At 58.6% G+C, this 11,826-nt stretch carries 14 protein-coding genes and 1 tRNA gene; 12 read left to right on the top strand and 3 right to left on the bottom strand.

The window, feature by feature from the left end; all coding sequences use genetic code 11:
* Window positions 1-47 precede the first annotated feature (47 nt).
* The 7 genes from G6L01_RS12320 (at window position 48) to G6L01_RS12290 (ending at window position 5,101) form a co-directional block, all read left to right on the top strand.
* The gene (locus tag G6L01_RS12320; protein WP_139190359.1) at window positions 48-968 is read left to right on the top strand and encodes a hypothetical protein; all 921 of its coding nucleotides are present in this window, start codon (window positions 48-50) and stop codon (window positions 966-968) included.
* 102 nt (window positions 969-1,070) lie between these two features.
* Window positions 1,071-1,475, top strand: a complete 405-nt coding sequence (locus G6L01_RS12315; protein WP_070166633.1) for a GPW/gp25 family protein — start codon at window positions 1,071-1,073, stop codon at window positions 1,473-1,475.
* Entirely contained in the window at window positions 1,468-2,601 is a 1,134-nt protein-coding gene (locus G6L01_RS12310; RefSeq protein WP_156584163.1) for a baseplate J/gp47 family protein, read from the top strand. The genes G6L01_RS12315 and G6L01_RS12310 overlap by 8 nt, the downstream gene beginning before the upstream one ends.
* Window positions 2,594-3,337, top strand: coding sequence for a phage tail protein I (locus G6L01_RS12305; RefSeq protein ID WP_070166631.1), 744 nt, complete (start codon window positions 2,594-2,596; stop codon window positions 3,335-3,337). The genes G6L01_RS12310 and G6L01_RS12305 overlap by 8 nt, the downstream gene beginning before the upstream one ends.
* Entirely contained in the window at window positions 3,334-3,882 is a 549-nt protein-coding gene (locus G6L01_RS12300; RefSeq protein ID WP_081344177.1) for a phage tail-collar fiber domain-containing protein, read from the top strand. Before G6L01_RS12305 ends, G6L01_RS12300 begins: the two co-directional genes overlap by 4 nt.
* A 24-nt stretch (window positions 3,883-3,906) precedes the next feature.
* Window positions 3,907-4,650 carry a hypothetical protein gene (locus G6L01_RS12295; protein ID WP_070166629.1) on the top strand — a complete coding sequence of 248 codons (744 nt, stop codon included), beginning with the start codon at window positions 3,907-3,909 and terminating at the stop codon, window positions 4,648-4,650.
* Between the two features lie 7 nt (window positions 4,651-4,657).
* Window positions 4,658-5,101 (top strand): hypothetical protein, encoded by a 444-nt coding sequence (locus G6L01_RS12290; RefSeq protein WP_070166628.1) that lies wholly within the window; start codon window positions 4,658-4,660, stop codon window positions 5,099-5,101.
* Between the two features lie 85 nt (window positions 5,102-5,186).
* Here G6L01_RS12290 and G6L01_RS12285 read toward each other — a convergent pair whose 3' ends face one another.
* The gene (locus G6L01_RS12285; protein ID WP_234892372.1) at window positions 5,187-5,360 is read right to left on the bottom strand and encodes a hypothetical protein; all 174 of its coding nucleotides are present in this window, start codon (window positions 5,358-5,360) and stop codon (window positions 5,187-5,189) included.
* Here G6L01_RS12285 and G6L01_RS28115 point away from each other — a divergent pair.
* From G6L01_RS28115 to G6L01_RS12270, 4 genes are read left to right on the top strand one after another with little or no spacing between them, the layout of a single operon-like run.
* Complete coding sequence (locus G6L01_RS28115; protein WP_420359820.1) at window positions 5,289-5,450, top strand: Com family DNA-binding transcriptional regulator; 162 nt, start codon at window positions 5,289-5,291, stop codon at window positions 5,448-5,450. The two genes, G6L01_RS12285 and G6L01_RS28115, sit on opposite strands and share 72 nt — an antisense overlap.
* A complete protein-coding gene (locus tag G6L01_RS12280) occupies window positions 5,419-5,616 on the top strand; it encodes a hypothetical protein (protein WP_070166627.1) in 198 nt (65 codons plus the stop codon). Before G6L01_RS28115 ends, G6L01_RS12280 begins: the two co-directional genes overlap by 32 nt.
* On the top strand, window positions 5,613-7,094 hold the full coding sequence (locus G6L01_RS12275; protein ID WP_174089261.1) for a methyltransferase domain-containing protein: 1,482 nt from the start codon (window positions 5,613-5,615) through the stop codon (window positions 7,092-7,094). Before G6L01_RS12280 ends, G6L01_RS12275 begins: the two co-directional genes overlap by 4 nt.
* Window positions 7,091-7,723, top strand: coding sequence for a methyltransferase domain-containing protein (locus G6L01_RS12270; protein WP_070166625.1), 633 nt, complete (start codon window positions 7,091-7,093; stop codon window positions 7,721-7,723). The genes G6L01_RS12275 and G6L01_RS12270 overlap by 4 nt, the downstream gene beginning before the upstream one ends.
* Window positions 7,724-7,888: 165 nt before the next feature.
* Here G6L01_RS12270 and G6L01_RS12265 read toward each other — a convergent pair.
* Both G6L01_RS12265 and mnmA read right to left on the bottom strand, forming a co-directional pair.
* A tRNA-Met gene (locus G6L01_RS12265) sits at window positions 7,889-7,965 on the bottom strand.
* A 158-nt stretch (window positions 7,966-8,123) separates the two neighbouring features.
* A complete protein-coding gene (gene mnmA / locus G6L01_RS12260; RefSeq protein ID WP_070166624.1) occupies window positions 8,124-9,320 on the bottom strand; it encodes a tRNA 2-thiouridine(34) synthase MnmA in 1,197 nt (398 codons plus the stop codon).
* Window positions 9,321-9,659: 339 nt separating this feature from the next.
* Between mnmA and G6L01_RS12255 the strand changes: the two genes are divergently transcribed.
* Window positions 9,660-11,813, top strand: a complete 2,154-nt coding sequence (locus G6L01_RS12255) for a methyl-accepting chemotaxis protein (protein WP_174089260.1) — start codon at window positions 9,660-9,662, stop codon at window positions 11,811-11,813.
* The last annotated feature ends 13 nt before the right edge of the window (window positions 11,814-11,826 follow it).

Below are 11,826 nucleotides of genomic sequence, written 5' to 3'. Positions count from 1 at the left end.
GCCCCAATTGACAGGTTGTGCAGCTTTAGGTTTAAGCAACTTAACCAATGGGGGTATTTATGGAAACTATGCACGTTATGCAAACCATGTATTTAATCGTCGGCCTTGTAGCATTCGCAGGCGCCTTGTTCGGTCTATTCCTAATGATTTTTCGGAAAAACCGGCGGCGGCGCGGACTTCTCATCTCTATCGCCGCCTCTCTGGGTCTTGCCCTCGTAACCGATACCTCTCTTGAATATTCGGCGAAAGAGGCTGGCTTTAAAACTGCTCAAGATATGCAACTGGCAAATAAGGCCGGGATCACCGATCCCGCCGAATTCGAGGCCCGCCGCGCCCAGATCGAGGCTGATGCTAAGGCAAAGATCGAGGCGCAGGCGGCGGAACGTCAGGCCAAGGCAGATGCTGACAAGGCCGAAGCGGCGAAACGTCTTGCGGAGAAGAAATCGGCAGAAATCGCAGCCGATGCTCGTTTGACCGCAGAAGCCAATTTTTACGCGCCGCCGCCTGCCCAGGTCGCCTTCATCTCCGCGATTGATCAGGCCCGGACAGATATGCAAACAGCTAACAATGACCTTGCAAAAGGTGGTGTCCGCCGCACCCGTGCAAAGGCTTTGTGCGCCGCGCAAAAGTCACCAGCGGTCGAGGACTGGTCCGGCACCCTGGAACAACTGACCACGAATTCCGATGGGCTGGGTGTCGTCAAGATCAAGATCGGTGAAGACGCCTATGTCTCGACCATGAATAACGCCTTTTCGGACATGTCAGCAAAAACCATGATCGATCCCGATACCGCTTTGTTCAAGCAACTCGCTGCCCTCAAGGAAGGCGACCGCATCAGATTCTCCGGTCGCCTCCTGACAAACTCCAGCGCCGTCGATTGTTACTGGGAATCAAGCATCACCCTTGACGGCTCTATGAAGTCGCCGGAATTCGTCTTTCGGTTTTCGAAAGTGCTGGTCATGCCCTGATTGCCAAACGTGGCCGCGCACTGTAAAACTTGATAAACAAAGCTATCTGACCGGACCTCACGTCCGGTCATTTTCGTTTCTGGCCCCCGCTACCTTGTCGGCATGATCGACAAGGACACCATCACCCACCGCCATTGGTCCCTGCAAGTGGGCCGCATCAACCCGGAAACGGGCGTGAGCGTCGATGTCTTCGGCGCGGTGGTTCTGGCGCTGGACGACCTTCACCAGTCGATTGCCAATATCATCATGACGCCCAAGGGGTCGGTTCCAACGGAGCCTGAAAAGGGCTGCGATGTGCTTTCCGCCATCGACAAGCACCCGGATGTCGGCATTCCGATCCTGACCCGCGAGATCACCGATGCGCTGACGATCTGGGAGCCGCGTATTGTGGTTCAGAAGGTCACGGTGACGATGACCGCCTTTTCGCATTTCAAGACGCAGGTCTCATGGCGTCCGATTGAAAGCGTGATGGACGAGTTGCTGATGACGGAGGTCACCTATGGCTGATCCCGTCAAGCGGACGATTGAAGATCTCCGCGCCAATGGTGCGCCTGACTTTTTCGAGCGTGACCCGTCAGTGCTGAAGGCGACCTACAAGGCCCAGTTCGAGAAGGTCACCGGGCGCACGCTCTACCCGGCGCAGACGGAAATGTATCTTATTGAGTTGCAGGCCTACGCCCATTCGCTGCTGGCCGAGGCCGCCCAAACCGCCACGCTGCAAAACACCGCCGTCTTTGCCGAGGGTGTGCATCTGGAAAATCGCGGCGCGTCCGTCTCTACCTTCCGGCTTCTGGCGCAGCCTGCCAGTACAACATTGCGCTTTACGCTTTCGGCGGTCCGCGATGTCGAGACGGCCATTGCGAAAGGTACGCGGGTCGCCTCCGGCAATGCCGTGACCTTTGCCACAGACGCCGATCTGATCATTCCGGCTGGCGCACTGACCGGTGATGTGGCCGCTACCGCTGAGGCCACCGGGGCTGCCTGGAACGGTCTGGCTGTCGGCACGGTCAAAGACATTCTCGACCCTGTGGCCTATGTCACCAGCGCCGCCAATATCACGGTGGTTTCTGGCGGCTCCGACATCGAGGACGCCGAGCGGTTTCGGCTGCGGGTGGTCAATGCCCTTTTCACCGTTGCAAAGACCGGCCCGAAAAATGGCTACCGCGAACATGCCCTGGCTGTCGATCCCGATATCATCGACGTGGCCGTGGTGCGCCCGGAGCCGGGCAAAATCAACATCTATCCGCTGATGCGCACCGGCCTGCCGAGTGCCGAGCTGAAGGCGGCGGTGCTGGCCTATCTGGACCCGGAGACATTGCGGCCCATGGGCGATGAGGTGACGGTTCTTTCGCCGGAGCCGGTGGATTTCGACGCGCTGCTGACCGTCCGCAGCGCCTCGGCTGTTACCGGCCTGGAGGCAGCGTGCCGGTCCGCAGCCGTGGCGGCGTTTGCGCCATACACGCAGCAACTCGGCAGCCAGGTCGCGCCCTCGGTGATTATCTCTGCCGTCAAGGCGGTCTCCGGTGTGACGGACGTGGAGGCATCAGGTTTTGCCTTTACCGATCTCGCTGATCACCAGTTCGCAACGCTGGCCTCGCTGACGATCTCCATACAGGTACGCGCCGATGGCTGAGTTAATCCCCGCCGATCTGGTCACACCCGGCGTCAATGACGAGCGTTCCCGCGCCTTTGCCGCCACGCTTTCGGCCATCCTTGGCAATTTCCAGACCTCGGCCTTACTCATCCAAGACCCGCTGACAGTTGACGCAAAACTGCTGCCGATCATGACCATTGAACTTGGCATGAGCGACTTTATGACGCCCGGCCTGTTAGAGACCCATGTCCGGCAATTGCTGGCCCGCGCCCCGGATATCCACGCCATGACCGGCACGGTGGCCGGTGTTCGCCGGGCGCTTGGGGCCTTGGGTGTCACCGTGGATTGGGTTCAATGGTGGCAAAACCAGCCACCCGGCCAACACGACACCCATGAGGTCGTCGCTTACATCAACAACCACCTGTTCGACGGCCAAGAAGCCTTGCTGACATCGGAAACGCAATATGCGGTTCTGCGGGTGATCCGCGCCGTGCAGCGCTGGTCGCAGGAGATCAACTTCAAACTCGGTGTCGGTTTCGCCGCTTCGGCTGGGCTGGTTGGTGTTGTGCAGACCGCCACCATTCTCAAGCCTTCCGCGCAGGCGGTCACGGCCATGCCGGAGGCGCGGATCGGCGCGGTTAGCACCGCTGCCGCCGCCCATGTGTTGCGCCCTTCAGCCAACGCGACCTCGCAACACCCGCTTGCTGCACTTGCCGCTTTCGTCGGCTGTTCCAGCGTTCAATTCATTTCCGCCAGCATGGATGCGCGCACATGAAAGCCCTTATTCCTGTCCTAACCCGCGCTGGTATGCGGGCCGTCTTTAACGCCAGCCGCGACGGCCTGTCGGCCAGGGTCTCGCATCTCGCCTTTGGCGATAGCGCCTATTCGCCGACCGGCGACGAAACGGCGCTCAAATCCGAAAAGGTCCGCATCCCGATTGCAGGCGGTAGCTGGGTGGGTGATTTCACCGTCCACATGACCGGCCTGCTCGATGCCGGGCCGAGCTTCTGGATTAAAGAGTGCGGCATGATCCTGTCCGATGGCACACTTCTCGCCGTCTGGTCCGATCCGGCCACGCCGCTGGCCTACAAGACGGACGGCGTACCCATCGTCACCGCTTTCGATCTGACCCTGGAAGCCCTGCCAAAAGGTGCCGTCACCGTCCAGGCCGGGAGTGTGGACCTGTCACTGTTCTTCGGCGTCGAATTCGCCCGGATCGCCACGGCCATAACCGACAACTTCAGCCGTCATCGGGCGCAAGCCGCAGAGATTGCCGAGTTGCGGCAGCAAATCGCATCACTTGAAGCCCGTATGCGCTAACGCCCATCAACAGAGGACTAAGATATGAGCCTGACGGAAGACATTGCACAATTGGTCGCCCGCACGAATACGCTGTTGGCCACCTTCGAAGCCAAGGAAGCAGCCATCAACAACGCTGTTCAGAGTGCCATCAATGGCGCTGGCAGTCTTTATCGCGAAGTGTGGGTCGATCCCGTGAAAGGCAATGATGCCAACACCGGCTTGTCTCCGTCCGCAGCGTTTTTGACGATTGATCGTGCCTTTGAGGCGACCCCTCACGTTCCATCGGTTACGATCAGCCTTTTGGGCGATGTCACGATCCGCAAAAAACATACGACCTTTTCCAGCGCCATCACCATTCGGGGCATGGACGGCGTTAACGACCAAAAAAGGGTATTGCGGACCGTGAGCTTTTCGCCGACCGCGAGCAATTCACCAAACATCTACGGCAACAGCTATCCGGCAGGCGTAGAACTCCAATCCCGCGTCGGTCTGCGGCTCGATTATGTTTCGTTGATCATTCCCGACACGCCTAGCACGGTGACCAACACCAACGTGTTCGGCGTGCATTACGGCATGGCCTTCATCATGGCTTATGGCACGTTGTCGGCGGAAAAGGCCACGACAAGCGCGGTTCTGTTCCAGCCGTGGTGGGCCGCGCCGCTTGAAGTTTGGTGCTCAAACGTTGCTATCGCTGATAGCGCCAGGGGCCATATCCTTTCGGGTGTCGCGGCAAACGCCAATCCCCACCTCATCGCCAACTATCGCTCCAATCTGACAGCACTGTGAGGTTTAAATGACCACTGATCTCTCTACACTTGTTCCAGCCGCTCCCGCGCAGTCGCTGACCATTGATTACAACGGCCAGACTTATGCCGGATTTGACACCGCAGCTCTGGCCGATGCAGGCGTCCCGCAAACCGTTATCAAGGACGCGCAGGCCCTTGCACACCGCGAGGCCGTCAAAGCCGAATGCCGTCGCCGCATCTATGCGGTTGGCTCATCCGAGGCGCAAATGAATGTCACGTCGATGACCGCCGCCATCAGCGCCAAAACGGAAGCCAATCGAACCGCAGAAGAAAAGGCCATCGTTGCCGCCGCCAGCCAGTCCATCGAATGGGTGACGGCCATGCGTGGTCGGTTCGCGGAGTTGGCCGAAGATATGGAGGCCAACTATCTGGCCGACGCGAGCTGGCCGGAATGCCCTCAGGCCGTGATCGATCTCTATGCACAGTTCTGATCTCGCATAGCTGCCGGGTGCCGGGGCAAAAGCCCCGGAAGACGGGTCTAGTTTGGCGACCGGCCCGTCCGACAGAAAATCACGCTCAACTGTCCACCCGTTCTGCCCGAAGGCAGAGCGCGGTCATAATCGGAATCTTGAGCGTTAGAAAATGAAAAATATCCGTTGCGGCACATGCACCGCCCTTTTGTTCAAGGCAGGGCGGGCATTCGCCGGAGACATCGAAATCAAGTGCCGCCGTTGCGGCACCATCAATCACTTGAGGCCAGCCGAGCCCGCACCGGATCGCCAAGAGCGGCCAAACGAAACGGCAGACTATGAAAAAGCAGAAGGCCGATTATCCGGCTGACTTCCCCGAAAAGACCAAGCAGCCCGATGCGACCGTGCGCGTGGGGCCGCATGTAATCCCGGTATCACGCGCAACCTTTGAAGCGTGGGAGGCCAAGCTCACCGCACAGGTCGGGTTTTCCAGGGCCGCAATCGCCGAAGAACTGTGCCGGAGGTTGGGCCTGTGATCGATCTCTATCCACCGCAGAGGTTCCGCCACGATCCGATCAATCCCCGAAAGCGTGACGAGGACCGTTTTGACCTCGTAACTCTGTCTCTGCGCAAATTCGGTTTCCTGTTCCCTCTCTATGCTCGCCAGGACGGGCTTTTGCTTTCCGGTCATCAGCGTTCCGACGCTGCGGCGCGGCTGGGCTGGTCTGTTCCTGTTCATGTCGTTGCGAAAGATATTCGCGATACCGCAGGCCTAAACTTGACCTTCAATCGTGCCACCAACGATTTCACCCTGAAGGACATTCGCCATGACCAGATGGATGCAGAGGCTTTGCGGGATATCCTGGAGGGCTTACCGGATGCCGATGACCCTTATCCATGTCTCAATGCACAATCGGTCACGGTGGCACCGCTCCTTGCGACCAACATCGATTATTTCAATCGCTATGCCTGTAACGCCGCCCGTCAACTCAGCGAACATGGCATTCGAATGCCGATCATCATTGATGAGGACGGCATAGTTCTGAATGGTGTCGGACGGCTTCAATATGCATCCGAGCGCGAGGAAAAAGAGATTGCCGCAGTGATCGTCTCTCGCAAAAAGGGCGAGGCGATCCGCGCCGTCATGAACGGACTGAGTATGGATTTCCGGTTGAATGACGGTTTCAAGGATGTCTTGCGGACCAATGCCTTTCGACGCGCCCGCCAGCGGCGAAAGTCGTTAGGCAGCGGATATCTGTTTCCCATCAGTGAGGGAGGCAAAAGCCGCTGTAAGGATTTCTCCATCGGCTCTAACGCGGATCGTCTCAAGGCAACCTTCGGGGCGCGGGTTCTCGACTTCGGTTGTGGACATGGTGACGAGGCGCGCATGTTGCGGAAGATCGGCATTGGCGTGACGACCTTCGAACCGTTCCGGTCAACCGGAGGCGTTCCGTCGCGCAAGCGGGGCCGTTACTCGGCCTCCGGCTTCCTTCGCGCCGTGCAGGACGGGCACCAGTTCACGTCAATCCTGCTTTCCAGCGTTCTCAACAGCGTCCCTTTCGACGCTGATCGCCGCCATATTCTGACAATCTGCGCAGCCTTGTGTGGACCCGAAACGACGCTATTTGCAGCCGCAAGATCGCGGCACGATCCGAACTGGGTGGAGACCTCCCAAGGTATTGGCCTTGGGAAAACGGCGGCTCGTTCGGCCCGTTTCGTTCTGCTCGATGAGCCGGGAATGTCAGTGTCCGAGCTTAACGCCAATCCCAAGGTGCAACGGTATTTCCAGCCATCGGAATTCCGTGACCTCTTCGAAGATCTGTTCGAAGAGGTCTCTATTGGTTTGCATATCAACAATGTCACGGCGACCTGCCGAGTTCCCAGGCCGCTCGATCTCGACCGATTGCGTCAGGCGCTACAGTTCGAGTTCGACTTACCTTATCCGGAGGGGCGCATGGGCTTTGCGGATAAGGCGCTTTCGATCTTCTCGCAGCGATTGGGGGTGTCGCTATGAAAGATTGGACCTTCGACGGATTTGAGCGAGAGTTTGATGCCCATGTGCGCCAGCATTTGCCCTGGTACGATGTGGCGGCCGATGCGGTGGCGCTCATCGCCAAACACTACATCCCGCACCGTGGCCTGATCTACGACATTGGCTGCTCGACCGGCAATGTCGGCCGATCTCTTGGCGATACGATAGAGAGCCGTGAGGTGCGATTGATCGGTATCGACAATTGTGAGGACATGGCCAAAACCTACCAAGCTCCCGGGGAGCTGGTGATTGCTGACGCCAGTTCCTACGAGTTCGAGCGGTTCGACGTGGCGGTGATGTTTCTAACGCTGATGTTCATGCCGGTGGCCGAGCGATCAGATTTCGTGCGGCGTTTGCGGTCGCGCTTAAAGCCGGGCGGGGCTATTGTCATCTTCGACAGATGCGTGGCCGCGACGGGCTACGAGGCAACGGTGATGATGCGGATGATCTGGAACGGCAAGCTTCAGGCTGGTGTTTCGTTCGCGGAGGTTGCCGAAAAGGAAATGCGGCTGGCTGGCATTCAGCGCCCCATCGAACCGCACGAACTTGGAGGGGAAGCTCTTGAAATATTCCGCTTCGCTGATTTCGCCGGATGGATCATTCGTGGATGACCCTGGATGCTATAAACAAACCGGGCGGCGACATGGCCGCCCTGACAAATTTAAGTTTTCCTGTCCAGAAGCTGTTGCGGATTTGTCCAGAAGGTCGCGCCGCGCCACAGTCGGCAAAGTAAAACCAGCTATGACTGATATTTAAAGGTCTGGTTTTTTGAAGAATGGTAGCGGGAGGCGGACTTGAACCGCCGACCTTGGGGTTATGAATCCCACGCTCTAACCACCTGAGCTATCCCGCCGCACCTCAAGGACTTTTGCTTGTCGAGAAAGCTGTCCGAAGCGATGGGCGGCTTATAAGGCGAGCGTCGTTGCAAAGTCAAGCAGGCAAAATGCAAAAAAGGACCGCCGGGGGCAGTCCTCTGGTAATAAGTGGATTTTGCTTTGGCACAACAAGCAGTTAGGCAGCTTGTGCACTCGCCAGAAGTGCTTTGAGGAAGGCCTCTGCTTCAGCCTGGCGTTCTGAGCGTTCGATAAAGCCGCCGCCATAGACGCGGGCGTCGGCACCTTCGCCCGAATAGAGCACGCAGGCCTGGCCCGGCGCAACGCCAGCTTCCCCCATGTCGAGATCGACATAGATGCCGGTTTCATCGGCATGCAGGGTAGCCGGGGCAGGGGGGCGGGTGGAGCGCACCTTGGCAAAACAGGCAAAACCGCCGCTTGCCTCATCCTCGATGGCGCGGTCGCCCAGCCAGTTGATGTCGCGCAAATAGACGCGGCGGGTTTCCAGCGCTTCACGCGGACCGACGATGACCCGGCGCGACCGGGCATCCAGATAGACCACGTAAAGCGGCTCGCCAGTGGCAACGCCCAAGCCTTTGCGCTGGCCGATTGTGTAATGCAGGATGCCTTCATGCTGGCCCAGAACCCGGCCATCGAGATGGACGATATCGCCGCTCAAAGCCGCGTTCGGCTTCAGCTTGTTGATGATATCGGCATATTTGCCCTGCGGCACGAAACAGATATCCTGGCTGTCGGCCTTTTGCGCGACGACGAGGCCCATGTCCTCGGCCAGTTTGCGGGTCTCGGCCTTGGAGAGGCCGCCCAGCGGAAAGCGCAGATAATCGATCTGTTCCTGGGTGGTGGCAAACAGGAAGTAACTCTGGTCGCGTTCGCTATCAATCGGGCGAAACAGGGCGCGGTGGCCCGGATCGTTCGGAAGGGGCGTGGCGCGTGAACGGATATAGTGGCCGGTGGCCAGCGCGTCGGCCCCAAGCTCGCGGGCGGTGGCCAGAAGATCGGCGAATTTGACCGTCTGGTTGCAGGCCACGCAGGGGATCGGCGTTTCACCGGCGATATAGCTGTCCATGAACGGATTGATCACGGTGTCGCGAAAGCGCTGTTCGTAATCCAGCACATAGTGGGGAATGCCCAGCGTCTCGCAGACCCGGCGCGCATCGTCGATGTCCTGACCGGCGCAACAGGACCCGGCCCGATGCACGGCGGCACCATGATCGTAAAGCTGGAGCGTAATGCCCAACACGTCATAGCCTTCGCGTTTCAACACTCCGGCCACGACAGAACTGTCGACGCCGCCTGACATGGCGACGACAACGCGGGTGTCTTCCGGTCTCTTGTCAAAATCCAGCGTGTTCACGAAGTTAAATCTCTTCAGGCCTGCAGGCGAGCGCAATTTTGATCGTCCCAAGGCGGATGCAGGCTCTTTTCGGCCTCGGTGTTTCACCTGTTGATATAGAAAGGATTGCAGGGACATGCAAGGCCGGGGCGGCTTGGCTTCAGAATGCGTGTTTTACCAATTGCATCAAATAGTAGATTTTAAAATTTTACTCTACTTATAGAAGTATTTCCTGTAAATTTATAGGCAATTTAGCATGTTTTAATGTCTTCCCGCATAAGCTGTGGTCCAATCTGCATGTTTCTCAGGGAAACCTCCATGTCCTGGCTTGTAAACGTTTCAATCAATAAGCGAATCTTGATGGCACTTGCTTTGCCGTTGCTGGCAGTGACCTTTCTGGTCGTTCAGGACGTAAAGAAGATGTGGACGGCCGATCGGCAAATGCGGCACGTGGTCGAGCAGACGAGCGAACTGGCGGCTTTGGGCGATGCTGCGCATGTCTTGCAGGTCGAGCGCGGTTTGACGGCGGGCTTTATCGGTTCGAAAGGCGTCTCGAATGGTCCCGAGCTGCAAAAGGCCCGCTCGACGACGGACGCTGCTATCGCCGTTTTGTCTTCGCTTTCGAACGGGACACAACGCGGCAGCGAGGATCTTTCAAAGCGGTTTTCCACGATCCAGCTCAAGCTGTCGGGTATTGGCGCGACGCGGCAGGAGGTTGATGGATTGTCGATGTCCGGCGCCGATGCGTTCGGGTTTTATACCTCTACAATCGCTGAGGTTATCGATCTTGCCCGCGATCTGCCTTTCAACGGGGTGGATGCCGATCTGCTGCGGCGCGTGACCGGGATTGATCTCCTGATGCGGGCCAAGGAATCGGCTGGTCAGGAACGCGGCATGGGCAATGGCTTCGTGGCGGCCGGGAAGATGGACTCGGTCCGTTTCATGAATTTCGTGGTCATGGCGGGCGCGCAGGACGCTTACCTCAGAGCATTCCTGGCGCTTCTGCAGCCACAAGAGACAAAGGCCGCGGCTGAAAAGCTTGCCGCGGTCTCTCAGGATGTCCTGGCGTTGCGTGCTCGTCTTTTGTCCGGCGGCGCTTCCGCCGACCTGTCTGGTCTTGACGCCAAGGCATGGTTTGCGGCGGCGACGGCCCGCATCAATGTCATGAAAGATGTACAAGGCGAGGCCCTGAACACGATTGCAACGCTTGCATCCCAAAAGGCGGATCATGCCCGCGCAACGCTGATCATGGATGCCCTATCCTGTATAGTCGGCGAGGCGATCGTCATCGGCCTTTGCCTTTACATGGCAGGCACGGTCGTGCGTCCTTTGAAGGGACTGACGGATAGCATGGGCCGGCTTGCCGAAGGCGAGATCGGTCAGGCGACCATCTCGGTTCGCAAGGACGAGATCGGCGACATGCAGCGGGCTGTCGATGTCTTCCGCCAGGCTGCCATTCGCAATGGGGAACTGGAAGTCGAGGCCGAGCAGGCCCGCCAGCGGACCGAGCGTGAGCGAGCCGAGATGCAGCGACAGGCTGAGGAAGAGGCTGAGCGCCTGGTGCTTCAGGCGACCGGCGCCTTGGCGGAGGCGCTGCAAAGCCTTGCCTCCGGCAATATGACCTGTGAAATAGAACGGCCATTGGCGTCGCGCTTTGAAAAACTGCGGAACGATTTCAACGTCTCGATCACGACCTTGCGTGAAACCTTGTTGCAGGTCGATCATTCCGTCGCTGCCGTGGATAACGGTGCCCAGGAGGTTTCTGCCGCGTCCGCCGATCTCGCCCGTCGCACCGAGCGGCAGGCGGCCTCCCTGGAGGAGACGGCGGCGGCGCTGGATGAAATCACCAGCAATGTAACCTCGACGTCGAAACGCACCGGTGAGGCACGCGAGATTGCCCGCAACGCCAGCCTGAGAGCGGAAAAGTCAGGAGCTGTCGTCAACCAGGCTATTTCCGCCATGCAACGGATCGAGCAATCCTCCGACCAGATCGGCAATATTATCGTGGTGATCGATGAGATTGCGTTTCAGACCAATCTACTGGCGTTGAATGCCGGTGTCGAGGCGGCGCGTGCGGGCGAAGCGGGCAAGGGCTTTGCGGTCGTTGCGCAGGAAGTGCGGGAACTGGCGCAGCGTTCGGCCAAAGCTGCCAAGGAGATCAACGCGCTCATTCACAACTCTGCCGCAGCGGTCAAGGATGGCGTTCGGCTTGTTGGTGAAACGGGTGACGGGCTGAAAGACATTGGTGGACTGGTGCAGGCTTTTGCCAATCACATGGACGCGATTGCCTCGGCAGCTCAGGAACAGTCCGGCGGTCTTTCGCATATCAATGCATCGATCAATACCGTGGATCAGACTACCCAGCAAAATGCGGCCATGGTTGAGGAGATGACAGCCGCCGGTGTGGGCCTTGCCCGGGAAAGCACCAACTTGAAACAGATGATTTCGCGGTTCCAGCTTCACCGGCAGGGTATGGTGCATGGCAACGGTCAATCGCAATGGGCGGCAGCATAGGTGCGATGCCAGC

The organism is Agrobacterium vitis (assembly GCF_013337045.2).
GTDB lineage: Bacteria > Pseudomonadota > Alphaproteobacteria > Rhizobiales > Rhizobiaceae > Allorhizobium > Allorhizobium vitis_B.
The sequence above is the reverse complement of the archived record's forward strand: the minus strand, read 5'-3'. Positions and strand labels throughout refer to the sequence as shown.